Raw genomic sequence first — 24,536 nt, 5'->3', positions numbered from 1 at the left:
CCTCGCCCTAGCGCAGAATTTTGAGCAACAAAACAAAGTTGACCGCGAGCGAAGCGGCGGCGACGATCTTCCACAGCATGAGCGGATTGCGCTGGACCAGCGGCCGCCGGCTGGGTGCCGCGAGCGGCCGGCTGGAGCCGCGCTCGAGCGCCAGCAGAAATTCCTCGGCAGTTTCGAAGCGGTCCTGCGCCTCGCGCGCGACGGCCTTAAGCAGGATGTTCTCGAGCCAGCCAGGAATTTCCGGGCGCCAGCGGGTCGGTCGGACGGGTTCGCCGAATTTCGGCTTCTGGAAGGGTTCGATTTCGCCATAAGGGTACTTGCGGGTAAGCAGGTGGTAGAGCGTAACACCTGCGGCGTAAAGATCGAAGCCCGGCGCCGGCGGCGCATCTGCAAGGAGTTCGGGCGCCATGTACGATGGCGTTCCGGCCTGGGCGACGGGGTCGTCGGCCTTGCGCTCACCAAGGCTGATCGCAACACCGAGGTCGAGGATGCGCAACGCGCCATCCTGCCCGAGATGAACATTGTCGGGCTTGATGTCGCGATGCACGATATCGAGCCGGTGCAGCGCGGCAATGCCCTTGAGCAGCGCGATGCCAAAGCGCACGACATCACCGACCGGAAAATGCTGATCGGCATCGAGCCGCGCCTGCAGCGTGGCGCCGGCGTGCCAGGTCATCAGGTAGTACAGACCGCTTCTTTCATCGGACGGCACAACCTGCGGAAAGCAAGGAGAAAGCACCCGTCGCGTCCGCCATTCTTCCATCAGCAGCGCGGCGCTGGCGCCGGCATCGCCTTGCAGCGTCGGCTGCAGCGTCTTGAGCACGAGCTGTTGGCCATTGCGCAGGTTGCGCACGCGATAGAGCAGCGTCTCGCGGGCATCATGCAGCACTTCCTCGACAATCAGCCCGTCGATTTCGTGCCCGACCCTGAGGCGATGCGGCAGGGGCAGGCTGGCGGCACTCTCGAGGCTGTCGCGCAGGCTCGCCCGCGGCAGGGCCAGCACGTCGATGACGACCGCCGTTGCGTTGTCGTGCCCGCCGTGTGCCAGAGCCAGACTGCTCAGGGCGGCGGCGGCTGCCTGCGGCTCGGGATGGTCGAGCAGAACTTCGGCCATCAGCGCATTGGGCAGCACGCCCCAGACGCCGTCGGAAACCAGCAGGAAGCGATCGTTCAAGACCAGCTCACCGTCGGCGAAGTCCATCAGCACGCGCGAGTCGAGGCCAACGGCGCGCGACAGGACGTTCTTGAGTTCCGGGTGTTCCCAGGTGTGGTCGACGGTCAGCGCGGCCAGCCGCCCTTCCTGCATCCGGCAGATCCGGCTGTCCCCGATATGCGCCGTGTAATAGCGTCGACCGCGCAGGACCAGCGCCGACAGCGTCGTCGCCATGCCGGCCAGTTCGGCGTTGCGGCTCGCTTCGGCGATGACCCAGCGATTGAGCGCCGTCGTCACCGTCTCGATGGCGCGCGGCACGCTCCAGGTATCGGGCGTCGCGTAGTAATCGGCGAGCAGGCCGCGCACGCTATATTCCGCTGCCTCGCGGCCGCCCTTGTGGCCGCCGATGCCGTCGGCGACGGCGGCGATGATTCCCTTGTTTTCAAGCTCCTGGCCATCGGGAGTGGCGAGACCGCAAAAATCCTCATTCCGCTCGCGCGGGCCGGTCAGCGAGGCGTAGCCGACAGCGACTTGCAATGGCATGGCATGGTCCGCAGAAAAAAAGTGGGGAAGCCATCTGGCTACCCCGCCCCGCAACTCTACGTCAGATCCTGGCGGCCGTCAGGTGGCTGGCACCCCAGGTAGTGCGCCAGCGGGTTTTGACCCCGGTAAGCCCGACCAGTGCAAGCACGGCGAGTGCGGCAAAAATCAGGAAGCCGGACTGGTACGTACCAGTCAGTTGCTTGGAATAACCGAGGCTGTAAGCCAGGTAGAAGCCGCCGACGCCGCCGGCCATGCCGACCAGCCCGGTCATGACGCCAATCTCCTTCTTGAAGCGCTGTGGTACCAACTGGAACACCGCGCCGTTGCCCATGCCGAGAGCCAGCATCGCGCCGACAAAGGCAGCCAGTGCCATCCATGCCTGCGGCAGACCGAAGCTGACGATGGCGAGGAAGATCGCGGCAAAGATGTACATGACGGTCAGCGACTTGACGCCCCCGACACGGTCGGCGACATTGCCGCCGATCGGGCGCACCAGCGAACCGGCGAAGACGCAGCCGGCTGTGAAGAAGCCGGCAGTTTCCGGATCGAGGCCATATTGCGTGTTGAAGTAGATGACCAGCGACGAAGCCAGACCAACAAAGCCGCCGAAAGTCACCGAGTAGAAAAACATGAACCACCAGGCGTCCTTGTCCTTGAGCACCTTCATGTACTCGGCCAGCGTCTTGGGCGGCGGCGCATCGGGCGCATCCTTGGCCATGAAGACGAAGGCGACCAGAACTATGAGTAGCGGGATCAGCACGATGCCGAAGACGTTGGTCCAGCCGAAAGCGGCAGCCAGTCCGGGGGCAAACAGGGCGGCCAGCGCGGTGCCCGAGTTGCCGGCGCCGGCGATGCCCATCGCCGTGCCCTGGTGCTCGGCCGGATACCAGCGCGAGGCCAGTGGCAGCGCGGCAGCGAATGAGGCCCCGGCAACCCCGAGGAAAACACCGAGGATCAACACCTCGGCATAGGAGTGGACACCCGCCAGCCAGGCATATGCCATCGCCGTGATGACGACGACCTGACCGATGATAGCCGCCTTTTTTGGCGACAGGCGATCGACCAGAATGCCCATGACGATGCGCAGAAGCGCGCCAGCCAGCACTGGCGTGGCCACCATCAGGCCCTTTTCGGCGTGCGACAGGCCGAGTTCCTTGGCGATGCCGACCCCGAGCGGGCCAAGAATGACCCAGACCATGAAGGCGAGGTCGAAGTAGAGGAAGGCCACTAGCAACGTCGGCGTATGGCCGGCCTTGAGGAATGATTTCTTGTCCATTGTTACTTTCTCCAGTTTGACCGCGATAGCGGTCGTTTCACGAGCGACCTGCTGCTAGGCCAGCCGCTGCTCTCGTCAGACGGAAAGGAATACCTCGCCACCCTCCACTTTCACTTCAAACCTTGTGCACGACCCGACATCTGGTGCGACCGCCTGGCCGTGATCAAGGCCGATGTTCCAGCCATGCAACGGGCAGGTGACACGCTTGCCATGGACGATGCCCTGCGACAGCGGCCCGCCCTTGTGCGGGCATTTGTCGTGCAGTGCGAAGACCTCGTCGCTGCTAGTGCGAAAGATGGCGATGTCGGCGCCTATCGTCGGCTTGACGATGCGCGAGCCGAGTTGCGGAATGTCTTCCAGCGGGCAGATCAGTTTCCAGTTGCTCATGGTTCTATCCTCGATTTTCAGTGTTTTTTCGTGTCGACCGTAGCAAGCGCCCTGACCTACTCGACGGCCAGCGCAATCGGAATGAACTGCTTGATCGCCTGCGGCTCGCGCGAGGTGGCCCACGGATCCTTGGCGTCCTTCAGCGAATCAAGCAGGCGGCCATGGAGCGCCTTGCGGCTCTCGCCGTCTTCAACAACCCTGCCCTTGACGTAATCCATGCCGACGCGTTCGAGGTAGTGGCAGGTACGTTCGAGATACCAACCCTCTTCGCGGTAAAGCTGCAGGAAGGCACCGGCATATTCCATGACCTCTTCGTCGGAATGCACCTTGCACAGAAACTGCGCCACTTCAGTCTTGATGCCGCCGTTGCCGCCGATATACAACTCGTAGCCGGAATCAACACCGATGATACCGACGTCCTTGATGCCGGCCTCGGCGCAGTTGCGCGGGCAGCCGGAAACGGCCAGCTTGACCTTGTGTGGCGCATACATGTCGAACAACATCTTTTCCAGCTTGACGCCCATCGACATCGCCAGCTGTGTGCCGAAACGGCAATGTTCCATGCCGACGCAGGTCTTCACCGTGCGGATCGACTTGCCGTAGGCGTGGCCAGACACCATGCCTGCGGCATTCAGATCAGCCCACATCGCCGGCAAGTCTTCCTTCTTGACGCCGAGCAGGTCGATGCGCTGACCGCCGGTGACCTTGACGGTCGGCACCTGATATTTTTCCGCCGCATCGGCAATGGCGCGCAGCTCGTTGGGCGTCGTCAGGCCGCCCCACATGCGGGGAACAACCGAATAGGTGCCGTCCTTCTGGATATTGGCGTGGGCGCGTTCGTTGATCAGGCGTGACTGTGGATCATCCTTGGCTTCATGCGGCCAGGTCGAGATCAGGTAGTAATTGACCGCCGGGCGGCACTTGTCGCAGCCGTTCGGCGTCTTCCACTCCATGTAGCCAAAAACAGCTTCCTTGGTGATCAGATGCTGCTGGCGAATCACGTCGCGCAGCACCTTGTGCGAATGATCGGTACAGCCGCAAACCGGCTTCTTGTCGGAAGCGGCCGGGGTGTAGGCGCCACCGATCGTTGAGGCAAGAATCTGCTCGACCAGGCCGGCGCAGGAACCGCAGGACGACGCCGCCTTGGTGTGCTTCTTCACCTCGTCGAGGGTGAACAGGCCCTTGGCCTTGATCGCCTGGACGATGACGCCCTTAGTGATGCCGTTACAGCCACAAACCTCGGCGCTGTCCGCCATTGAGGCAGCCTTGCTGTTGCCGGCATGGCCGACGTCACCAACCAGCGATTGGCCGAATATCAGCTGGTCGCGGATTTCATGGATGTCGCGACCATCCTTGAGCAGCTGGAAATACCACGGGCCGTCGGCCGTATCGCCGTACATGACGCCGCCGACCAGCTTGTTGTCCTTGATCACCAGTTTCTTGTACACGCCACCATAAGGGTCGTTGAGCAGGATTTCCTCGGTGCCTTCGCCGCCCATGTAATTGCCGGCGGAAAAGAGGTCGATGCCGGTGACCTTGAGCTTGGTCGAGGTCACCGAGCCGGTGTAGCGGCCGATGCCGTAACCGGCCAGATGGTTGGCGGCGACCTTGGCCTGCTCGAAGAGCGGGGCGACCAGACCATAGGCGATGCCGCGATGGCTGACGCACTCGCCGACGGCATACACCTTCGGGTCGTAAGTCTGCATGGTGTCGTTGACCACGATGCCGCGGTTGCAATAAATGCCGGAGGATTCGGCCAGCGTGTAGTTGGGGCGGATGCCAGCGGCCATCACGACGAGATCGGCCGGAATCTGCATGCCGTCCTTGAAGCGCACCGCAGCGACGCGGCCACTTTCACCCTGGATCAGCATTTCAGTCTGCTTCTGGAGCAGGAACTTGAGGCCTTTGTCCTCCAGCGATTTCTGCAACATCTGGCCGGCCACTTCGTCGAGCTGGCGCTCAAGCAACCACGGCCCGAGGTGCACCACGGTCACGTCCATGCCGCGCAGCTTCAAGCCGTTGGCCGCTTCCAGGCCAAGCAAGCCGCCGCCGATCACCACCGCGTGCTTGTGCAGGCGGGCAGCTTCAATCATCTCGTCGGTATCCTTGATGTCGCGGTAGCCGATGACGCCGGGCAGATCGTTGCCGGGAATCGGCAGCATAAAGGGCGTCGAACCGGTGGCGATGAGCAGGCGGTCGTAAGCCTCCTCGGTGCCATCCTCGGCGATCACCTTGCGCTTGACACGGTCGATCGTCCTGATCTGCTTGCCAGTGTGCAGCCTGATGCCCATTTCCTTGTACCAGTCCATCTCGTTGAGGACGATTTCCTGAATGGTCATTTCACCGGCCAGCACCGGCGACAGCAGAATCCGGTTGTAGTTAGGGTGCGGCTCGGCACCGAAGATCGTGATGTCGTAGTGGTCCGGCTTGATCTTCAACAGCTCTTCGACAGTGCGGACACCGGCCATGCCGTTACCGATCAGGACGAGGCGGGGTTTGCTCATTCTTCGCTCCAGTGTTGCGCGCACCCACGGGTGCAAAATCCATTTCAGCGCCTCGCGTCGTTACTATCCGACCACCGTCATTGGCAATTGATTCGCTGTTCCGGCTAAAGCGGAGCAATCGCCGTGCCAGCCACATAAGTCCATGATTTTTTGCATTTTCAGTTGGTCGACCGCAACAATTCCGCACCGGGCCGGTGCGTTGAATTCCGTTGCAGTGCAGCAATTTTGCCGTCCGCGATGACCGGTCTATGCAGCGATGGCCATCTTCCATCGAAGATCACATGCACCCTGCGCCATGACCGATTTCCCTGATGTACCGGGCGTAACTCTTGGTCTACTTCCGCCGCAGTCAGGCTGGCGTGGTCTTTTCGGTCTTGAATTCGGCCACCAGGCGTTTGATGTCGGGCATGCAGGAGCCGCAAAAGGTGCCGCATTTCAGCTTGTCCTGGAGCGCTGCCAATCCGCTGCTCCCAGCCAGTTCCTTGTGAATCCGGACGTCGCTGACGTCGGCGCACTTGCAGATGATGTTGCAAGGTGGCACGGTGGCCGGTGGCCGGGCACTGGGGGCCAGTGCCAGACGAATCAGGCTGGCGTCGAGTTCGTCTTCCGCCATCGCCTGTTTCAGCCAGTTCTGCGCCAGTGTCTCGCCCGCCAGTCGCACACCAAGCAACTTGCCGTCGCGGGCAATCGCCTTCTTGGCGATATGGCGCCGGACGTCTTCATAGACGATGGCGCCTTCGTCGGTATCCATGCCGAACAGTCGATCCAGTTCCGCGATCTGCGCTGCATCGACCGCACATGCCGCCGCCGCCCGGAATACCACCAGCGGGCTGCTGCGTCCGTACAGCCCGATCGTCGCATAGGAAAAGCTGGCAATCTTTGATCTGGCTTCCTGCATCAGGACCAAGGCATCGCTGCGGCTGGCACAACGACGAACGATGGCCAGCGGATAAGGCAGGTCGACCTTGGCGATCTGCACGGCCGCATGCTTGAGTTCCGGCTGCATCGAATAAGGGTCAATGACATCACAGGCAAGCGCATTGGCGCCGGGTGAATTCATGAACTGGCTGCCCCAGTGCATCGGCATCCAGGCACAGCCGCGCTGCAGACCGGGGCGTTCGGCGACACGGACAGTCATTTCGCCGCGGGGATTGGTGACGCGGACCAGATCGCCGCTTTCCAGATTTCGGTGGCGCATGTCGCACGGATGCATGGCGAGCAGCGGTTCGTCCTCAAGATTGAACAGGCGCGGCACCGTGCCGGTGCGGCTCATGCCGTGCCAGTGATCGCGCATGCGGCCCGACAGCAGGCTGATGGGTGTATCCGCAGCCAGCACATCGGCAGTCGGCAAGTGCTCGATGGCGACGAAGCGCGCCCGACCATCGGCAGTCGGAAAACAGCCGTCCTCGTAGAGACGGACCTTGCCGGCGCTAGCGCCTTCCGGATATGGCCACTGCTGCGGCCCTTGCGCTTCGAGCAGCGCATAGCTCAGGCCGGTGATATCGAGATCGCGGCCGCGGGTACTCTCGCGATGCTCGTTGAAGATGGCTTCGGCATCGACATAGGGAAACAGTTTGTCGGCGCCGGCATGATCCAGTTTCTGGCCGAGGCGACGGGCGAAATCGACGACGATCTCCCAGTCATGCCGCGCTTCGCCCGGTGGCATTACCGCCGGCCGGACGCAGGTAATGCAGCGCTCTGAATTGGTCACCGTCCCGTGCTTCTCGCCCCAGCCGCTGGCCGGCAGCAGCAGGTCGGCATAATCGGCGGTGTCGGTGTTGCCGTAAGCTTCCTGCAGCACCACGTATTCGGCGGTCTGCAGCGCTTCGCGGACGGCGGCCTGGTTGGGCAGCGACTGTGCCGGATTGGTACAGGCGATCCAGACCGCCTTGATCTCGCCCGTTTTCAGGCTTTTGAACAGGTCGACCGCAGACTTGCCCGGTTTGGCGGGCACGAACGGTACCCCCCAGAAACGCGCCATCTCGGCACGGTGCGCCGGATTACCAAGATCGCGATGCGCCGACAGGAGGTTGGACAAGCCGCCGACTTCGCGCCCACCCATGGCGTTGGGCTGCCCAGTCAGCGAGAACGGACCGGCTCCCGGCTTGCCGATCTGGCCGGTCGCCAGATGCAGATGAATGATGCCAGCGTTGTTGTGGGTGCCGTGCGCCGACTGGTTGAGACCCTGGCAGTACAGCGACAGCGATGCCGCGCTGCCGCCGAACCAGCGCGCGGCCTTGACGATATCCGCTGCCTCGACGCCGCAGATGTCGGCAACGACGGCTGGCGGATAATTTTTGGCAATCTCAGCCAACGCCGCGAAGCCGTTGGTATGGGCTTCGACGTAGGGTGTATCGACCAGGTTTTCGGCAATCAACACGTTGAGCATGCCATTGAACAGCGCGATGTCGGTGCCCGGCTTGATCGCCAAATGGAGGTCGGCAATCTCGGCACTCTCCGAGCGGCGCGGGTCGGCGACGATGATCTTCAGATCCGGATTGGCTGCCCGTGCATCCTCGATATAGCGGAAGATGATCGGATGCGCCACCGCTGGGTTGGCGCCGGTAATGAAAATGACCTTGGCCTGCAGGATGTCCTCGTAGCTGCACGGCGGTGCATCGGCGCCCAGCGTCTGCTTGTAGCCGGCAACAGCCGACGACATGCAGAGCCGCGAATTGGTATCAACGTTGTTGGTACCGATCAGCCCCTTCGCCAGCTTGTTGAAAACGTAGTAGTCTTCTGTCATCAGCTGGCCGGAGATATAGAAGGCGACCGAGTCCGGACCGTCGGCGCGGATCGTCTCGGCAAAACGCCCGGCCGCCTCGTCGAGCGCCTCGTTCCAGCCGATCCGCTCGCGACTGCCACCCTCGGCGCGGCGCCGCTCCGGGTGCTGCAGACGATAGGTGAGTTCGGTGGTCTGAGCGAGAGTCGCACCTTTGGTGCACAGGCGCCCACGGTTGGCGGGGTGGTCATGGTCACCGCGAACGTCGATGATCGTTCCGTTCTCGGTTTCTATAACAACACCGCAGCCAACGCCGCAGTAACAACAGGTGGATTTGACTTGTCGGTTCATGAAATTCCTTCCAGACAATCTCCAAGCAACAGGCGTGCCATCTGAAGGAATCATGGACTTAGATGCAAAAAGGGGAGATTCCCTTCGGAAATCTCCCCTTTTTTGCGCGTCGACCGCAACCGGAAACCCTATTTGATGCGTTGCAGCTTCGGACGCCCACCTTCGGGGCGCGGTGGTTCGGGATTGTCGCCGCTGGTCTCCCCTGTTTCTTGCTTGGGCGCATCGTCGGCCACCAAACCGGCCTCGGCACCGATCTCGAATGCCATCCCGGCACCGTTTTCACGCGAATAGATCGCCGTCACCTGCTCCACCGGCACCGACAATTCGCGTGCCACGCCCCCGAAGCGGGCTTGGAACTCGATGAAGTCATTGCCGATCATCAGCTTGTTGCTGGCGTCCGGCCCGATGTTGAGCACGATCTGCCCGTCGCGGGTGAATTCACGCGGAACTCGCGTGCGCGAATCGACCTGGACCGCAATGTACGGCGTGAACCCGTTATCGCAGCACCACTCCCAGATGGCCCGTAACAGATAGGGCTTGGTGGACGGGAGATCCATGCCCTACTTACGCATCGCCTTTTCGGACGGCGTCAGCGCATCGATGAAACCCTGACGGCTGAAGATGCGCTCGGCGTACTTCATCAGAGGTGCCGCATTCCTGCCGAGATCGATGCCGTAATGGTCAAGACGCCAGAGCAGTGGCGCGATAGCCACGTCGAGCATCGAGAAGTCGTCACCCAACATGAATTTCTGCTTGTTGAAGATCGGGATAATTTCGGTCAGGCGGGCACGAATTTCCTGACGCCCCTTTTCGGCAGACTTGGTGTGCTTTTCGATCGTTTCCATGAACAAGAAGATTTCGCGCTCCATCCCGACGAGCAACTGGCGGGCGCGGGCGCGCATGATCGGATCTGCCGGCATCAATTGCGGATGCGGAAAGCGCTCATCGATATACTCGTTGATGATGTTCGGCTCAAACAATACCAGGTCGCGCTCGACCAGCACCGGCACCCGGTTGTGCGGGTTGATGACGGCCAGATCTTCGGGCTTGTTGAACATGTCGACATCGATGACCTGAAAATCCATGCCCTTTTCGTAGAGGACAATCCGGCAGCGATGACTGAATGGGCAGGTCGTGCCCGAGTAGAGGTTCATCATGTACAGAAACCTTCAAAATGAGGTTCGGCATCGCGGGTCGGCCTGAGCCAATCCGCGATGCCGTCAGCTAACCCGGTAAAAGATTAGTGAATGTCTTTCCAGTAGTTCTTCTTCAACGCGTAGGCAATCAGGAAAAGCACAAACAGGAAGGCAAGCACGCCATAACCGAGTCGCTGACGGAACTCCTGGTTCGGCTCGGCCATCCAGACCATGAAGCTGACCAGATCGGAAACTGACTTGTCGAATTCCGCAGGCGTCTGCTTGCCCGGAACCGCCAGTTCCAGCTTGTGCGTTTCATGATTCAGAACTTGTTGGCCCTGCAGTTCGTAGAGAACGTGCGGCATACCGACATTCTCGAAAACCACATTGTTCCAGCCGGTCGGGCGATTCTCGTCGCGATAGAACGAACGCAGATAGGTGTAGAGCCAATCCGCACCCGATCCAACTTCGGAAGCGCGCGCCCGCGAAATCACGGTCAGGTCCGGCGGCGCGGCGCCGAACCACTGCTTCTGATCCTCGGAATGAGCAGCGACGCGCATCTGGTCACCAATCTTGTCGGACGTGAACATCAAGTTGTCCTTCACCTGCTGCTCGGTCAAGCCAATCTCGGTCAACTTGTTGTAACGCAGATGCGACGCGCCATGACAGTTCAGGCAGTAATTGACGAACAGCTTGGCGCCATTCTGCAACGCCGCCTTGTCGCCAACCGCTCCAGGCCAGTGATCAAGGTGAGCGCCGCTGACTGCGAGCACGGTCAGAGGTGCAAAGAGCAATGCCATCAGGAATTTTTTCATTTTTCGCATCCTCACTTCATCGTCACGCGTTCGGGCACGGGCTTAAATTTGTCCATTCGGGACCACCATGGCATGCCGAGGAAGAAACCGAAGTAGAACGCCGTGCAGATCTGGGAGACGATTTCGCCCATCGGAGACGGCGGTTGCGTGCCGAGGTAGCCGAGAATGACGAAGCAGATCACGAACAACGTCAACAGGGTCTTGTAGATCGGGCCGCGATAGCGAATCGACTTGACCGGGCTGCGGTCCAGCCAGGGCAGGAAGGCAAAGATGACGACCGAGGCGCCCATTCCGACCACGCCCCAGAACTTTGCGGGCAGGCCGAAGAAGTTCCACACCATGGCGCGCAGGATCGAGTAGTAAGGCGTGAAGTACCAGACCGGCGCGATGTGCGGCGGGGTCTTCAGCGGATCGGCCGGGTAGAAATTATTGTACTCAAGGAAGTAACCGCCGCCTTCCGGCGCGAAGAAGAGCACCGCAGAAAAGACGAACAGGAAGACCACGACACCAACGATGTCCTTCACCGTGTAATACGGGTGGAAGGGAATGCCGTCGAGCGGAATGCCGTTCTTGTCCTTGTTGGCCTTGATCTCGATGCCGTCAGGGTTGTTCGATCCGGTTTCGTGCAACGCCAGAATGTGCGCGGCAACAAGGCCGAGCAGCACGAGCGGGAAAGCAATGACGTGGAAGGAGAAGAAGCGGTTGAGGGTCGCATCGCCGACGACGAAATCGCCACGAATCAGGAGAGACAAATCGTTACCGATCACAGGAATGGCGGAGAACAGATTAACGATAACCTGAGCGCCCCAGAAGGACATCTGCCCCCATGGCAGCAGGTAGCCGAAGAAGGCTTCACCCATCAGCACGAGGAAAATGCCGACCCCGAACAGCCAGGTCAGTTCACGTGGCTTGCGATAGGAGCCGTAGAGCAAGCCGCGGAACATGTGCAGATAGACCACAATGAAGAAGGCCGAGGCGCCGGTCGAGTGCATGTAGCGGATCAGCCATCCGCCGGGCACGTCGCGCATGATGTACTCGACACTGGCGAACGCAACCGGCACCCCGTTGGCGTTCAGCGCAGCATCCGGCTTGTAATGCATGACCAGAAAGATGCCGGTAACGATCTGGATGACCAGGACCAACAACGCGAGGGAACCGAAAAAATACCAGAAATTGAAATTCTTCGGGGCGTAGTACTCAGACAGGTGCTCCTTCCACATCGATGTAGCCGGAAAACGGGCATCGACCCACTCTAGGGCGTTGCCACCGATGGACCCGTCAGACTTGTACTTTTCGACTTTGCCAGCAGCCATTTCTATGCTCCCTTCTTGTCTTCGCCGATCAGGATACGGGTATCGGTCAGATACACGTGCGGCGGAACTTCTAGGTTGTCCGGGGCCGGTTTCGACTTGAAAACGCGCCCGGCGAAGTCGAAGGTTGAACCGTGACAGGGGCAGAGGAACCCACCCAGCCAGTCAGCCGGCATTCCCTCTCCGGCGCCCGCCTTGAACTTCGAGGAAGGAGAACAGCCGAGGTGGGTACAGATGCCGATGACCACCATGAACTCCTTCTTGATGGAGCGGGTCTCGTTCTTCGCGTAAGCTGGTTGCATGTCCTTGTCCGAATTCGGATCGGCCATCTGAGCATCCAGCTTGGGCAGGGTAGCGAGCATGTCCGCAGTCCGGTTGATGATCCACACCGGCTTGCCGCGCCACTCGACAGTCATCATCTGGCCCGCTTCCAGCTTGCCGATTTCAACTTCTACCGGAGCGCCTGCTGCCTTGGCACGCTCAGACGGAAGCAAGCTGGACACGAACGGCACCAGCGCGACAACCGCACCAGCCCCGCCGACGGCCGCGGTGGCGACGATCAGACGCCGTCTGCCGCAGTCCATTTTTCCTTGATCGCTCATTACGCTGACCCCTAAAGGAATTGGATGAGATTAAAAATAAACCTCGGATTATACGCTACGGGAACTCGCCATAAAAGCCATTGTCACTCTGAACAAGTCCTGCGCTCCCGCAAAGCCTGGGCCAGAGTTCCGCTATCGACATATTCGAGCTCACCACCGACCGGCACGCCACGGGCGATTCTTGTCACGCTGACCCCCTTCGGCTGCAGCATGGCGGCAATGTAATGTGCGGTCGCCTCCCCTTCGTTGGTGTAGTTCGTCGCCAGAATCACCTCCCGAACGGCACCATCGAGGACACGTGCGATGAGTTGTTCGAGACCAAGTTCGCGGGCTCCGACCCCATCAAGCGGGGAAATCCGACCCATCAGGACGTAATAGAGCCCATGATACGAAAGCGTCTGCTCCATCATGTTCATGTCAACCGGGGTTTCGACCACGCAGAGCAACGATGGATCCCGGCGGGGCGAGGCGCAGCGCTCGCAAATCTCGTTCTCGGCAAAGGTGTTGCAACGCCGGCAATGACGGACCGATGCCAGCGCATTTGACAGGGCGTCCCCAAGATGCTGCGCCCCTTTCCTGTCATGCTGAAGGAGATGGTAGGCCATGCGCTGAGCCGACTTCGGCCCGACGCCAGGCAAACAGCGTAGCGCTTCGATCAGCACCTGCAGACCCGATGGGTTCACGTGCTCAGAATGGCAACTTCAGGCCGGGGGGCAGGTTCAGACCTGCCGTGAAGCCTGCCATCTTTTCCTTGCTCAGTTCCTCGCCGCGACGCACGGCATCGTTGACTGCGGCAGCAACCAAGTCTTCGAGCATCTCGCGGTCATCGAGAACCGATGGGTCGATACTCACCCGACGGACGTCATGAGAACAGGTCATCACGACCTTAACCATGCCGGCACCTGATTGTCCTTCAACCTCCGTCAGCGCAAGCTGTTCCTGTGCCTTCTTCATGTTGTCCTGCATTGCCTGGGCCTGTTTCATCAGGCCCGCCAAGCCACCTTTCATCATTTCTGGATCTCCACTATGCGATGGGTTTGATTGATGATTCGACAAGTGATGCATCAAAATTCTCGATGACGTCACGGACAAATGCATCTTTTTCGATCGAGGAAATTGCCTCTTCTTGCTGTTCGCGCCGCTCCCTGCCGACCGCGACCGCCGGAGTATCGCCCTCGGTCGGCGCAAGTTCGAAGCGTAAGGTAATGGGGCGATCCAGATAGCCACTGAGCGCTTTCTGCAATCTCTCCGGAGCCGGTTTCATCTGGAGATGGCCATGTGCCGGCGCCAGGCGAAGCACGCAGTCGGATTCGCTGACCTCCTTGAGCTCACAATGCTGCGCAAGCTCCCGCGCGAGACCATTCAAATGAAGCGCGGCAACCATGTCACGCCACTCATTCCTGGGAAGACTCTGGGCACTGTCTTTCCCGTTAGGCTGCACCCGGGAGTCTTGCGGCGCAAGCCGCTCAGGGATCAAGACCGGGCCAGGGCCATTCCCGGCGGCCGCCCGCTGAACAGATGACTGCGCTGCCTGAACAACGTCAGCCACCGACTCCGGCCTGAAACCATGCAGGCGCAGCAAAGTCATCACAAAGCCGGCGTATTCGTCTGGGGCCATCGGCAGTTCGGCCCGGCCGTGTATCACTATTTGATATGCCAACTGGGCGAACTCTGGCGAGAGCCTGCTAGCCAGCCCTAGGAGACGGCTCCGGTCTGGATCTTCATCATCCAGCGAACTGGGTGCGCATTGAACCACGTGCAGGCGAGTCAGCAAACCCGCGAGTTCCTGAAGCGCAAGGCCAAACGAAAGGCTGTGCGACGCCATCTCGGCAGCTAGGCGCAGAAGGTCTGCCGAGTCACCGGATTGAACTGCCTCGAGGATTGAATAAAGATAGTCGAGGTCAACCGTCCCGAGCATTGCGCGAACCTGCTGCTCCTCGACCGTTCCCGCGCCATGTGCTATCGCCTGATCGAGAAGTGAGAGCGCATCGCGCATGCTGCCGCCTGCAGATCGCGCAATCAAAGCGAGCGCGGGAAAATCATAAGCGATGCCCTCGGCCTGGAGGACATGGGCCAAGTGGGCTGCAATCGAGCCCGGTGGCATCTGTTTGAGATTGAACTGCAGGCAGCGGGAAAGCACCGTAACCGGTATCTTCTGGGGATCAGTCGTTGCCAGTATGAATTTAACATGTTCGGGCGGTTCCTCGAGCGTTTTTAGCATCGCATTGAACGCCGAGTTCGAGAGCATATGCACTTCGTCGATCACATAGACCTTGTAGCGGCCACGAGTCGGAGCGTAAACCGAGTTCTCCAGCAATTGGCGCATTTCATCGACCCGCGTATTGGTCGCCGCGTCGACTTCCAGCAAATCTACAAAGCGCCCCGCATCGATCTCCTGACATGCCGAACAAATGCCGCAGGGTGTATCTGTCACACCGGTTTCGCAATTCAGTGATTTGGCGAGAATTCGGGCAAGGGTCGTCTTGCCAATCCCGCGCGTGCCCGTGAATAAATAGGCATGATGGAGTCGCTGACTGGCTAGTGCATGCGTCAAGGCACGTACCACGTGTTCCTGCCCGATCAGGCTGGTGAAACTGCGCGGCCGCCACTTTCGCGCGAGAACCTGGTAACTCATGCGCCCCACAAGGATGGAGAAAAGAAAATGGCGAGCCTAACCCCCGGCACTTGCAGCAAACGGCTGTGGCTGCTTCCTTCCGGACCTGACCAAGTTCACCACACTACAATGCGGGGAGACTCGCCACTGCGAATACTAGCACGCTTGAACCGTAATTTTCTTTTACAAAGCAGAAACCCCCTCGCCGGCTGTTGTAATTGGGAGGGGGTTTAGGATGGGGTAGCCTGGCGATGACCTACTTTCTCACACGAAAGTGCAATATCATCGGCGCGGTTTCGTTTCACGGTCCTGTTCGGGAAGGGAAGGGGTGGGTCCGAAACGCCATGGTCGCCAAGCGTAACTGGTTGGTTTGACGCGGGTTGGCGCGGCAAACGCGAAATTGGGAGAGGGTTGTTGTTGTGAGTGCTTATGAGTTCCTGCGGTGCTACAAGGTTATAGGATCAAGCCGCACGGGCAATTAGTATCAGTTAGCTTAACGCATTGCTGCGCTTCCACACCTGACCTATCAACGTCGTGGTCTTCGACGACCCTTCAGGGAGTTCAAGACTCCGGGAAATCTTATCTTAAGGCGAGTTTCACGCTTAGATGCTTTCAGCGTTTATCTCTTCCGAACTTAGCTACCCGGCGATACGACTGGCGTCATAACCGGTACACCAGAGGTTCGTCCACTCCGGTCCTCTCGTACTAGGAGCAGCCCCCTTCAAATTTCCAGCGCCCACGGCAGATAGGGACCAAACTGTCTCACGACGTTTTAAACCCAGCTCGCGTACCACTTTAAATGGCGAACAGCCATACCCTTGGGACCGACTACAGCCCCAGGATGTGATGAGCCGACATCGAGGTGCCAAACTCCCCCGTCGATATGAACTCTTGGGAGGAATTAGCCTGTTATCCCCAGAGTACCTTTTATCCGTTGAGCGATGGCCCTTCCATACAGAACCACCGGATCACTATGACCTACTTTCGTACCTGCTCGACTTGTGGGTCTCGCAGTCAAGCACGCTTTTGCCATTGCACTTTGTGGGCGATGTCCGACCGCCCTAAGCGTACCTTCGTACTCCTCCGTTACCTTTTGGGAGGAGACCGCCCCAGTCAAACTGCCTACCATGCACGGTCCCCGATCCGGATTCACGGACCAAGGTTAGAACCTCAAACAAATCAGGGTGGTATTTCAAGGTTGACTCCACCGAAACTAGCGTCCCGGCTTCACAGTCTCCCACCTATCCTACACAAACCGGTTCAAAGTCCAATGCAAAGCTACAGTAAAGGTTCATGGGGTCTTTCCGTCTAGCCGCGGGTAGATTGCATCTTCACAAACATTTCAACTTCGCTGAGTCCCAGGAGGAGACAGTGTGGCCATCGTTACGCCATTCGTGCAGGTCGGAACTTACCCGACAAGGAATTTCGCTACCTTAGGACCGTTATAGTTACGGCCGCCGTTTACCGGGGCTTCGATCAAGAGCTTGCACCCCATCACTTAACCTTCCGGCACCGGGCAGGCGTCACACCCTATACGTCCACTTTCGTGTTTGCAGAGTGCTGTGTTTTTATTAAACAGTCGCAGCCACCATTTCACTGCAACCCCATCGCGCTTCGAGAGCAAGTCTCTACACGCTACCGGGGCACACCTTCTCCCGAAGTTACGGTGTTAATTTGCCGAGTTCCTTCTCCTGAGTTCTCTCAAGCGCCTTAGAATTTTCATCCTGCCCACCTGTGTCGGTTTGCGGTACGGTCAACTCTAGACTGAAGCTTAGTGGCTTTTCCTGGAAGCTTGGTATCAATCACTTCGGAACCGTGGTTCCTCGTCATCACGCCTCAGCTCAGCCCCCCGGATTTGCCTAAGGGGCACGCCTACACGCTTAAACCGGGACGTCCAACACCCGGCTGACCTAACCTTCTCCGTCCCCACATCGCATCTAGAATCGGTACAGGAATATTGACCTGTTTCCCATCGACTACGCATTTCTGCCTCGCCTTAGGAGCCGACTCACCCTACGCCGATGAACGTTGCGTAGGAAACCTTGGGCTTTCGGCGAGGGCGCTTTTCACGCCCTTTATCGCTACTCATGTCAGCATTCGCACTTCTGATATCTCCAGCATCCTTTACAAGACACCTTCACAGACCTACAGAACGCTCCCCTACCATATCTTTCGATATCCGCAGCTTCGGTGCACAGTTTGAGCCCCGTTACATCTTCCGCGCAGGACGACTCGACTAGTGAGCTATTACGCTTTCTTTAAAGGATGGCTGCTTCTAAGCCAACCTCCTAGCTGTCTATGCCTTCCCACTTCGTTTCCCACTTAACTGTGTCTTGGGGACCTTAGCTGGCGGTCTGGGTTGTTTCCCTCTTGACAATGGACGTTAGCACCCACTGTCTGTCTGCCATGCTCGCACTTTGCGGTATTCAGAGTTTGCCATGGTTTGGTAAGTCGCGATGACCCCCTAGCCATAACAGTGCTTTACCCCCGCAAGTGATACATGACGCACTACCTAAATAGTTTTCGGGGAGAACCAGCTATTTCCGGATTTGTTTAGCCTTTCACCCCTATCCACAGCTCATCCCCTAATTTTTCAACATTAGTGGGTTCGGACCTCCAGTACCTGTTACGGCACCTTCATCCTGGCCATGGATAGATCATCCGGTTTCGGGTCTACGCCGTGCTACTAAACGCCCTATTCGGACTCGCTTTCGCTACGCCTCCCCTATTCGGTTAAGCTCGCAACACAACGTAAGTCGCTGACCCATTATACAAAAGGTACGCAGTCACCCCACAAGGAGGCTCCCACTGTTTGTATGCATGCGGTTTCAGGATCTATTTCACTCCCCTCCCGGGGTTCTTTTCGCCTTTCCCTCACGGTACTAGTTCACTATCGGTCGATCACGAGTATTTAGCCTTGGAGGATGGTCCCCCCATGTTCAGACAAGGTTTCACGTGCCCCGCCCTACTTTTCGCTAACTTAGTACCACGGAGTCGTTTTCATATACGGGGCTATCACCCACTACGGCCGGACTTTCCATTCCGTTCTATTAACGTCTCCGCTATTACTAGCAGGCTGATCCCCGTTCGCTCGCCACTACTTGGGGAATCTCGGTTGATTTCTTTTCCTCCGGCTACTTAGATGTTTCAGTTCGCCGGGTTCGCCTCAATATCCTATGTATTCAGATAAAGATACTCCTTGCGGAGTGGGTTTCCCCATTCGGATATCGGGGATCAAAGCTTCATTGCCAGCTCCCCCCCGCTTTTCGCAGGCTTGCACGTCCTTCATCGCCTGTGATCGCCAAGGCATCCACCACATGCACTTAGTCGCTTGATCCTATAACCTTGCGGCCTCTCGCGAAGCCAGGCTACAGGCAACTCATTTATGCGATCTTCATACCGCTGACTGCTGTACAAAGATCGATGCAATCACAACGCATCACTCTTGCCTCTTCGGCAAGAGTGACACAACCTTCTTCCGTTTTGTTAAAGAGCGCAGCAATTGATTCCTCAAAAGCCATAGATAAACGGTCACCGCTTATCTTTGGATTCTGGTGGAGGATGACGGGATCGAACCGACGACCCCCTGCTTGCAAAGCAGGTGCTCTCCCAGCTGAGCTAATCCCCCTCTAAACGCGCCATGCTGCGCTGTTCAATGCCTTGCATAGCGGCTGCTATGCGGCGACATTTCACGCCTTGCCTGACTCGTTTAACTGATAAGACTTTGGTGGGTCTGGTTGGAATCGAACCAACGACCCCCGCCTTATCAAGACGATGCTCTAACCGACTGAGCTACAGACCCTCGCCTGCTTGCTACTCATGAACAACCGATAGGTTGTGGGTGCCAGGATGCTTCTCTAGAAAGGAGGTGATCCAGCCGCAGGTTCCCCTACGGCTACCTTGTTACGACTTCACCCCAGTCACGAACCCCGCCGTGGTAAGCGCCCTCCTTGCGGTTAGGCTACCTACTTCTGGCGGAACCCGCTCCCATGGTGTGACGGGCGGTGTACAAGACCCGGGAACGTATTCACCGTGACATGCTGATCCACGATTACTAGCGATTCCGACTTCATGCAGGCGAGTTGCAGCCTGCAATCCGGACTACGATCGGCTTTCTGGGATTGGCTCCACCTCGCGGCTTGGCGACCCTCTGTACCGACCATTGTATGACGTGTGAAGCCCTACCCATAAGGGCCATGAGGACTTGACGTCATCCCCACCTTCCTCCGGTTTGTCACCGGCAGTCTCGCTAAAGTGCCCAACTAAATGATGGCAATTAACGACAAGGGTTGCGCTCGTTGCGGGACTTAACCCAACATCTCACGACACGAGCTGACGACAGCCATGCAGCACCTGTGTCCAGGCTCCCTTTCGGGCACCAAGCCATCTCTGGCAAGTTCCTGGCATGTCAAGGGTAGGTAAGGTTTTTCGCGTTGCATCGAATTAATCCACATCATCCACCGCTTGTGCGGGTCCCCGTCAATTCCTTTGAGTTTTAACCTTGCGGCCGTACTCCCCAGGCGGTCAACTTCACGCGTTAGCTACGGTACTAAATGGTTTTACCCACCCAACACCTAGTTGACATAGTTTAGGGCGTGGACTACCAGGGTATCTAATCCTGTTTGCTACCCACGCTTTCGTGCATGAGCGTCAGTATCGACCCAGGGGGCTGCCTTCGCCATTGGTGTTCCTCCACATCTCTACGCATTTCACTGCTACACGTGGAATTCCACCCCCTCTGCCGTACTCTAGCCTTGCAGTCACAAACGCAGTTCCCAGGTTGAGCCCGGGGATTTCACGCCTGTCTTACAAAACCGCCTGCGCACGCTTTACGCCCAGTAATTCCGATTAACGCTCGCACCCTACGTATTACCGCGGCTGCTGGCACGTAGTTAGCCGGTGCTTCTTATTCCGGTACCGTCATCCACACAGGGTATTGGCCCATGCGATTTCTTCCCGGCCGAAAGAGCTTTACAACCCGAAGGCCTTCTTCACTCACGCGGCATGGCTGGATCAGGGTTGCCCCCATTGTCCAAAATTCCCCACTGCTGCCTCCCGTAGGAGTCTGGACCGTGTCTCAGTTCCAGTGTGGCGGATCATCCTCTCAGACCCGCTACAGATCGTCGCCTTGGTAAGCCGTTACCTCACCAACTAGCTAATCTGACATCGGCCGCTCAAAGAGCGCAAGGCCTTGCGGTCCCCTGCTTTCCTGCTCACAGAATATGCGGTATTAGCGCAACTTTCGCTACGTTATCCCCCACTCAATGGCACGTTCCGATGCATTACTCACCCGTTCGCCACTCGCCACCAGGTTGCCCCGTGCTGCCGTTCGACTTGCATGTGTAAGGCATGCCGCCAGCGTTCAATCTGAGCCAGGATCAAACTCTTCAGTTCAATCCATCAAACTCGCAATTCACTGACGATAGATTTCTCTACCTCGATGGATCTCTCCATCCGTGTGATTGCCTTAATACGTTTCGCAACTCGCGTTGCTTCGCACCAAGACACCCACACCTATCGGTTGTCCAAATTTTTAAAGATCAACACCGCACCGCCTAAAAAAGACGTCAGCAGCAAAGAAGCGGAATTATCCAATACCCACAACAAAACGTCAAGACAAAATTAATTACGGCAGGCTTTACAAACATCCACTTCCAACTTTCCAGAAACAAAAGCGCTTGGCATCTTCCAAGCGCTCAGCTTGCTGGTTGCGGGGGCAGGATTTGAACCTGCGACCTTCGGGTTATGAGCCCGACGAGCTGCCAGACTGCTCCACCCCGCGTCCGTCAGAGCGCTGCATTATCCGGACCAACCCCACAGGTGTCAACAACTATTCCAACACAAATATTTTAAGACCCGCCGTCCGGCCGGCTAGTAGTACGTTCCATTAATATATTTACAAACGTGCCTTTAATTGCCATGATTGTCTTAGCATTTGACGTGGAGGTGATCATGGGACGGACAAGCGGGCGAGCAGCACTGTTGCTGACAGACGAGCAGAGGTCCAGGTTGTCTGAATTGGCGGCGTCGCGAACGGCGCCGTTGCGCGAAGTGGAGCGTGCCGGCGTGCTGCTCAAATACGCGCAGGGCGTATCGATCACCGAGATTCAGCGGCAGTTGGGCGTCAGCCGGCCGATGATCTACAAATGCATCGACAAGGCACTTGCGGCGGGCATTCAAGCCGGATTGAAGGATACCTACCACCGGCCTCACGCCCCGGAGATTACTGAGGAGGCCAAGGCTTGGGTGGTCAGCGTAGCGTGCACCAAACCAAGGGAGTTTGGACTGGCTGCGGAGTTGTGGAGCATCTCGGCGCTGGCCCGCCATGTGGCCGAACAGGCAGCGGCATCGGGCTTCCCTCGTCTTGCCGGTGCGGGCAAGAGCACGGTCTGGCGGATTCTTGATGCAAACCAACTCAAACCCCACAAGATCACCTACTACCTGGAGAAACGGGATCCCGACTTCGACCGGAAGATGCATGAGGTGCTGATGGTCTACCGGGACGTTTCCCTCTACACCGAAGGCGCCGTTCATGATGGACGGCCGAACCCGATTTACACGGTCAGTGTCGATGAAAAGCCCGGCGTTCAAGCGATTGGCTTGACGGCGCCTGACCGGCCACCGGTTCCCGGCAAAGCGCCGACGGTGAGTCGGGATTACGAGTACGTCCGCCATGGAACCGTATCGATCCTGGCCGGCATCGACTTGCACGCCGGCCATGTGTTTGCCCAAGTCGAAGACCGGCACCGCAGCTGCGAATTCATCGGTTTGCTCCGTTCGATCGATGCGTACTACCCGCCGGAGGCCATTATCCGTGTCGTCCTCGACAATCACTCGGCCCACATCTCGAAAGAGACGATGGCTTACTTGGCGACGCGACCCGGACGTTTCGAGTATGTTCATACACCCAAGCATGGTTCTTGGCTCAACTTGATCGAATGCGCTTTCTCGAAAATGGCCCGGACCTTCCTCCGCCATATCCGCGTCGCCTCGATTCATGAACTCAAAGCGCGCATCCTGAAAGGTATCGATGAGATGAACGCCACCCCAGTTGTCTTTCGCTGGAAGAAATTCGACCTCGAAATCGCATAATACGTAATTATATTGATGGAACGATATACTAGCTGGCTGCAAGCCAACTCAACATTCCCTCCCATTGCTCGATATCCCTCTTGTGACGAGTACGGGGGGGGTCAAATATAGTGAGTCCGGCGGCGGCTACATTGACGTAATTCTGCGTACTCCGCAGGTAGGCGACAATCGGGATGTCGAAGTGCTTCAGATACTCCTCGAGCATGCCAGCGGCTTTCGTACGCGGATCGACGCGCATCGCAACAATGCCCAGACATCCGCGCCGGCCCCGCATTTCGCCGCGAATTGCATTGAGGAAATCTTCAGTAGCCGCCATGTCGAAGACCGAAGGTACAAGTGGCACCAGCACCTTGTCCACCGTTCGCAAGTAATCCGAAAGCTTGTAGCCCTGCAATCCAGCTGGTGCATCGAGCACAGCCCAGTCCGCCTCTTGCGGAAGATTAAGGACAATCTGATTGGCGGCGAAATAGCCCGTAATCGGAGCCATGTCCGGATCGCGGAATGCCATCCAGCGCAGGGAAGACTGTTGCCGGTCGAGATCGCAGAGTGTGACTCTCTTTCCCTGATTGGCGAAATATCCAGAGAGATTGGTCGCAAGAGTAGTTTTCCCTGCCCCACCCTTGGGATTTGCCACCAGAACCGCTCGCATAACTATTCCTTTTGAGTTTCTTGTGTGAATTATATTCGCCGCTGCACGGCAGGCATATACACATAAAATGAAGTTTTTTGCCGGGACGGCATTTCATGGTTACCAAAGTGGCAAGCGATCGTCATGGCATACAGTCGATCGAAGTGGGTTTTCGCCTCCTGGACGTGCTCGCCAGCAATGGCCGGCCGATGATGTTGCGTGATATCGCCAGAGGCGCCGGAATGCCTGCCGCCAAGGCTCATTGCTATATGGTCAGCTTCATGCGTACCGGGATGATCGAACAGGACAGTGGCAGCGGACGCTACCTTCTCGGCAGCTATGCACTCGACGTTGGCCTGTCCGCTCTCGGGCGACTGGATCCCGTCCGCCTTGCCGGCCCCATTCTTGAAAACCTGTGCGAGGAGATTCAGGAGACCGTAGCGCTTGCAGTGTGGGGCAATCGCGGCGCGACGATCGTGCGCATTGTCGATTCGGGCTCCCCAATCATGATCACGTTGCGGGTCGGCACCGAACTGCCAATCTGTAAGTCCGCAACTGGGAGGGCCTTTGCCACTTTCTTCCGCTCGCCGTTTCTGAAGCAGATGCTCGATCAGGAGCTGCACGAAATTTCAGAAGCCAGCAAAATCGCTATCACGACCGCGCGCCGCCAACTCGAAAAGACACTCACAGAAATACGCCGGCACGGCATCTCCCGCGCTTCAGGGAGCCTAACCCCGGGAATCAACGGTTTCAGTGCCCCAATTTTCGATCACTCGGGCATGATGGTCGCCACAATTACATCGCTTGGCACGGTAGGCGAATTCAGCGTGGAGTGGGACAGCCCAGTTGCCAAAGCGATGCTCGCGGCGGCGGATGATTTGTCACGAAAATTGGGGTTCAAGCGCCGCGAAAGCTGAGGATCAAGCCACCACCTTGATCGAATGCCTACAAACGATACCCTGGCTTGGAATCATTGGCGTCCTCATCATCATCCGCACTCTCGGACTCCAACTCTTCCTCGAGAATATCAAGGTCTTTCCGATTCTGCCTCAGAAAGATGACAAGCGCCGAAACAACAGCCCCGAGAACAAGCATCGCGATGGCAACGGCACCGAGGTCGAGTCTGGCAAGCAAATCAGATTCCATAACTATCTTCCCGACATAACTTCGGGCAACGTGGCTACAGACGCATCGTCACGGGCAGGAAAATTTGGCTGCACGGACGGAGACGATGAACAACCGAGGCCGCCCGAAAGAGTGCCCTGTTGAGTACCCATTGCGGATGGTGCCCCCGAACGGAATCGAACCGCTACCTGATGATTACAAATCAACTGCACGACCTTCATGCTACGGGGGCACGCGGAAACACCATTGAATTATAGCCTGACACTCGGCCTTACGGC

Annotated in this window: 17 protein-coding genes, 4 tRNA genes, 3 rRNA genes and 1 other RNA gene; 2 read left to right on the top strand and 23 right to left on the bottom strand. The window is 58.2% G+C overall.

Going from position 1 to position 24,536, the window contains the following annotated elements:
• Positions 1 to 7 precede the first annotated feature (7 nt).
• From IPP03_20130 to IPP03_20035, 20 genes are all read right to left on the bottom strand, one after another.
• Entirely contained in the window at positions 8 to 1,696 is a 1,689-nt protein-coding gene (locus tag IPP03_20130) for a bifunctional protein-serine/threonine kinase/phosphatase (protein MBL0354833.1), read from the bottom strand.
• 61 nt (positions 1,697 to 1,757) lie between these two features.
• Positions 1,758 to 2,972, bottom strand: a complete 1,215-nt coding sequence (locus IPP03_20125; protein ID MBL0354832.1) for a NarK/NasA family nitrate transporter — start codon at positions 2,970 to 2,972, stop codon at positions 1,758 to 1,760.
• Positions 2,973 to 3,047: 75 nt separating this feature from the next.
• Positions 3,048 to 3,359, bottom strand: coding sequence for a nitrite reductase small subunit NirD (gene nirD / locus IPP03_20120; protein ID MBL0354831.1), 312 nt, complete (start codon positions 3,357 to 3,359; stop codon positions 3,048 to 3,050).
• 56 nt (positions 3,360 to 3,415) lie between these two features.
• On the bottom strand, positions 3,416 to 5,863 hold the full coding sequence (locus tag IPP03_20115) for an NAD(P)/FAD-dependent oxidoreductase (GenBank protein MBL0354830.1): 2,448 nt from the start codon (positions 5,861 to 5,863) through the stop codon (positions 3,416 to 3,418).
• Positions 5,864 to 6,212: 349 nt separating this feature from the next.
• Entirely contained in the window at positions 6,213 to 8,936 is a 2,724-nt protein-coding gene (locus IPP03_20110) for a molybdopterin-dependent oxidoreductase (GenBank protein MBL0354829.1), read from the bottom strand.
• 128 nt (positions 8,937 to 9,064) lie between these two features.
• Complete coding sequence (locus IPP03_20105) at positions 9,065 to 9,493, bottom strand: ClpXP protease specificity-enhancing factor (protein ID MBL0354828.1); 429 nt, start codon at positions 9,491 to 9,493, stop codon at positions 9,065 to 9,067.
• A 3-nt stretch (positions 9,494 to 9,496) separates the two neighbouring features.
• Positions 9,497 to 10,093 carry a glutathione S-transferase N-terminal domain-containing protein gene (locus tag IPP03_20100; protein ID MBL0354827.1) on the bottom strand — a complete coding sequence of 199 codons (597 nt, stop codon included), beginning with the start codon at positions 10,091 to 10,093 and terminating at the stop codon, positions 9,497 to 9,499.
• 83 nt (positions 10,094 to 10,176) lie between these two features.
• Positions 10,177 to 10,887, bottom strand: coding sequence for a cytochrome c1 (locus IPP03_20095; GenBank protein MBL0354826.1), 711 nt, complete (start codon positions 10,885 to 10,887; stop codon positions 10,177 to 10,179).
• 11 nt (positions 10,888 to 10,898) lie between these two features.
• On the bottom strand, positions 10,899 to 12,200 hold the full coding sequence (locus IPP03_20090; GenBank protein ID MBL0354825.1) for a cytochrome bc complex cytochrome b subunit: 1,302 nt from the start codon (positions 12,198 to 12,200) through the stop codon (positions 10,899 to 10,901).
• 2 nt (positions 12,201 to 12,202) lie between these two features.
• Positions 12,203 to 12,799, bottom strand: coding sequence for a ubiquinol-cytochrome c reductase iron-sulfur subunit (petA, locus tag IPP03_20085; protein ID MBL0354824.1), 597 nt, complete (start codon positions 12,797 to 12,799; stop codon positions 12,203 to 12,205).
• Positions 12,800 to 12,882: 83 nt separating this feature from the next.
• Positions 12,883 to 13,482, bottom strand: a complete 600-nt coding sequence (gene recR / locus IPP03_20080; protein ID MBL0354823.1) for a recombination protein RecR — start codon at positions 13,480 to 13,482, stop codon at positions 12,883 to 12,885.
• A 4-nt stretch (positions 13,483 to 13,486) separates the two neighbouring features.
• Complete coding sequence (locus tag IPP03_20075; protein MBL0354822.1) at positions 13,487 to 13,810, bottom strand: YbaB/EbfC family nucleoid-associated protein; 324 nt, start codon at positions 13,808 to 13,810, stop codon at positions 13,487 to 13,489.
• 13 nt (positions 13,811 to 13,823) lie between these two features.
• Positions 13,824 to 15,434 carry a DNA polymerase III subunit gamma/tau gene (dnaX, locus tag IPP03_20070; protein MBL0354821.1) on the bottom strand — a complete coding sequence of 537 codons (1,611 nt, stop codon included), beginning with the start codon at positions 15,432 to 15,434 and terminating at the stop codon, positions 13,824 to 13,826.
• A 26-nt stretch (positions 15,435 to 15,460) separates the two neighbouring features.
• An RNA gene (gene ffs, locus IPP03_20065) (signal recognition particle sRNA small type) lies at positions 15,461 to 15,559 on the bottom strand.
• 97 nt (positions 15,560 to 15,656) lie between these two features.
• Positions 15,657 to 15,769, bottom strand: a 5S ribosomal RNA gene (gene rrf / locus IPP03_20060).
• Between the two features lie 101 nt (positions 15,770 to 15,870).
• Positions 15,871 to 18,750 (bottom strand): 23S ribosomal RNA (locus IPP03_20055).
• 215 nt (positions 18,751 to 18,965) lie between these two features.
• Positions 18,966 to 19,041 (bottom strand) — tRNA-Ala (locus tag IPP03_20050).
• A gap of 97 nt (positions 19,042 to 19,138) precedes the next feature.
• Positions 19,139 to 19,215 (bottom strand) — tRNA-Ile (locus IPP03_20045).
• Positions 19,216 to 19,274: 59 nt separating this feature from the next.
• Positions 19,275 to 20,807, bottom strand: a 16S ribosomal RNA gene (locus tag IPP03_20040).
• Together the 16S, 23S and 5S rRNA genes with 3 tRNA genes alongside form the textbook arrangement of a ribosomal RNA operon.
• A 311-nt stretch (positions 20,808 to 21,118) precedes the next feature.
• A tRNA-Met gene (locus IPP03_20035) sits at positions 21,119 to 21,195 on the bottom strand.
• Positions 21,196 to 21,365: 170 nt separating this feature from the next.
• Between IPP03_20035 and IPP03_20030 the strand changes: the two genes are divergently transcribed.
• Positions 21,366 to 22,505, top strand: coding sequence for an IS630 family transposase (locus IPP03_20030; protein ID MBL0354820.1), 1,140 nt, complete (start codon positions 21,366 to 21,368; stop codon positions 22,503 to 22,505).
• 28 nt (positions 22,506 to 22,533) lie between these two features.
• Here the strand turns inward: IPP03_20030 and IPP03_20025 are convergent, their stop codons facing one another.
• A complete protein-coding gene (locus IPP03_20025; protein ID MBL0354819.1) occupies positions 22,534 to 23,154 on the bottom strand; it encodes a ParA family protein in 621 nt (206 codons plus the stop codon).
• Positions 23,155 to 23,249: 95 nt separating this feature from the next.
• Between IPP03_20025 and IPP03_20020 the strand changes: the two genes are divergently transcribed.
• Complete coding sequence (locus IPP03_20020) at positions 23,250 to 24,050, top strand: IclR family transcriptional regulator (GenBank protein ID MBL0354818.1); 801 nt, start codon at positions 23,250 to 23,252, stop codon at positions 24,048 to 24,050.
• Between the two features lie 28 nt (positions 24,051 to 24,078).
• On the opposite strand, the gene IPP03_20015 is transcribed toward IPP03_20020, so the two are convergent.
• Positions 24,079 to 24,279 carry a hypothetical protein gene (locus IPP03_20015; protein MBL0354817.1) on the bottom strand — a complete coding sequence of 67 codons (201 nt, stop codon included), beginning with the start codon at positions 24,277 to 24,279 and terminating at the stop codon, positions 24,079 to 24,081.
• Positions 24,280 to 24,416: 137 nt separating this feature from the next.
• Positions 24,417 to 24,490, bottom strand: a tRNA-Thr gene (locus tag IPP03_20010).
• Positions 24,491 to 24,536: the final 46 nt, after the last annotated feature.

The organism is Candidatus Dechloromonas phosphoritropha (assembly GCA_016722705.1).
Taxonomy (GTDB): domain Bacteria; phylum Pseudomonadota; class Gammaproteobacteria; order Burkholderiales; family Rhodocyclaceae; genus Azonexus; species Azonexus phosphoritrophus.
Note: the sequence above shows the minus strand (reverse complement) of the source record. Positions and strands in the feature narration are given on the sequence as shown.

Coding starts and splice junctions, on each gene's coding strand:
- IPP03_20110 (MBL0354829.1), bottom strand. CDS start 8,936: ATGAACCGACAAGTCAAATCCACCTGTTGTTACTGCGGCGTTGGCTGC.
- IPP03_20130 (MBL0354833.1), bottom strand. CDS start 1,696: ATGCCATTGCAAGTCGCTGTCGGCTACGCCTCGCTGACCGGCCCGCGC.
- nirD (MBL0354831.1), bottom strand. CDS start 3,359: ATGAGCAACTGGAAACTGATCTGCCCGCTGGAAGACATTCCGCAACTC.
- dnaX (MBL0354821.1), bottom strand. CDS start 15,434: ATGAGTTACCAGGTTCTCGCGCGAAAGTGGCGGCCGCGCAGTTTCACC.
- IPP03_20025 (MBL0354819.1), bottom strand. CDS start 23,154: ATGCGAGCGGTTCTGGTGGCAAATCCCAAGGGTGGGGCAGGGAAAACT.
- IPP03_20100 (MBL0354827.1), bottom strand. CDS start 10,093: ATGATGAACCTCTACTCGGGCACGACCTGCCCATTCAGTCATCGCTGC.
- IPP03_20095 (MBL0354826.1), bottom strand. CDS start 10,887: ATGAAAAAATTCCTGATGGCATTGCTCTTTGCACCTCTGACCGTGCTC.
- IPP03_20015 (MBL0354817.1), bottom strand. CDS start 24,279: ATGGAATCTGATTTGCTTGCCAGACTCGACCTCGGTGCCGTTGCCATC.
- IPP03_20075 (MBL0354822.1), bottom strand. CDS start 13,810: ATGATGAAAGGTGGCTTGGCGGGCCTGATGAAACAGGCCCAGGCAATG.
- IPP03_20030 (MBL0354820.1), top strand. CDS start 21,366: ATGGGACGGACAAGCGGGCGAGCAGCACTGTTGCTGACAGACGAGCAG.
- IPP03_20115 (MBL0354830.1), bottom strand. CDS start 5,863: ATGAGCAAACCCCGCCTCGTCCTGATCGGTAACGGCATGGCCGGTGTC.
- IPP03_20105 (MBL0354828.1), bottom strand. CDS start 9,493: ATGGATCTCCCGTCCACCAAGCCCTATCTGTTACGGGCCATCTGGGAG.
- IPP03_20090 (MBL0354825.1), bottom strand. CDS start 12,200: ATGGCTGCTGGCAAAGTCGAAAAGTACAAGTCTGACGGGTCCATCGGT.
- IPP03_20020 (MBL0354818.1), top strand. CDS start 23,250: ATGGTTACCAAAGTGGCAAGCGATCGTCATGGCATACAGTCGATCGAA.
- IPP03_20125 (MBL0354832.1), bottom strand. CDS start 2,972: ATGGACAAGAAATCATTCCTCAAGGCCGGCCATACGCCGACGTTGCTA.
- petA (MBL0354824.1), bottom strand. CDS start 12,799: ATGAGCGATCAAGGAAAAATGGACTGCGGCAGACGGCGTCTGATCGTC.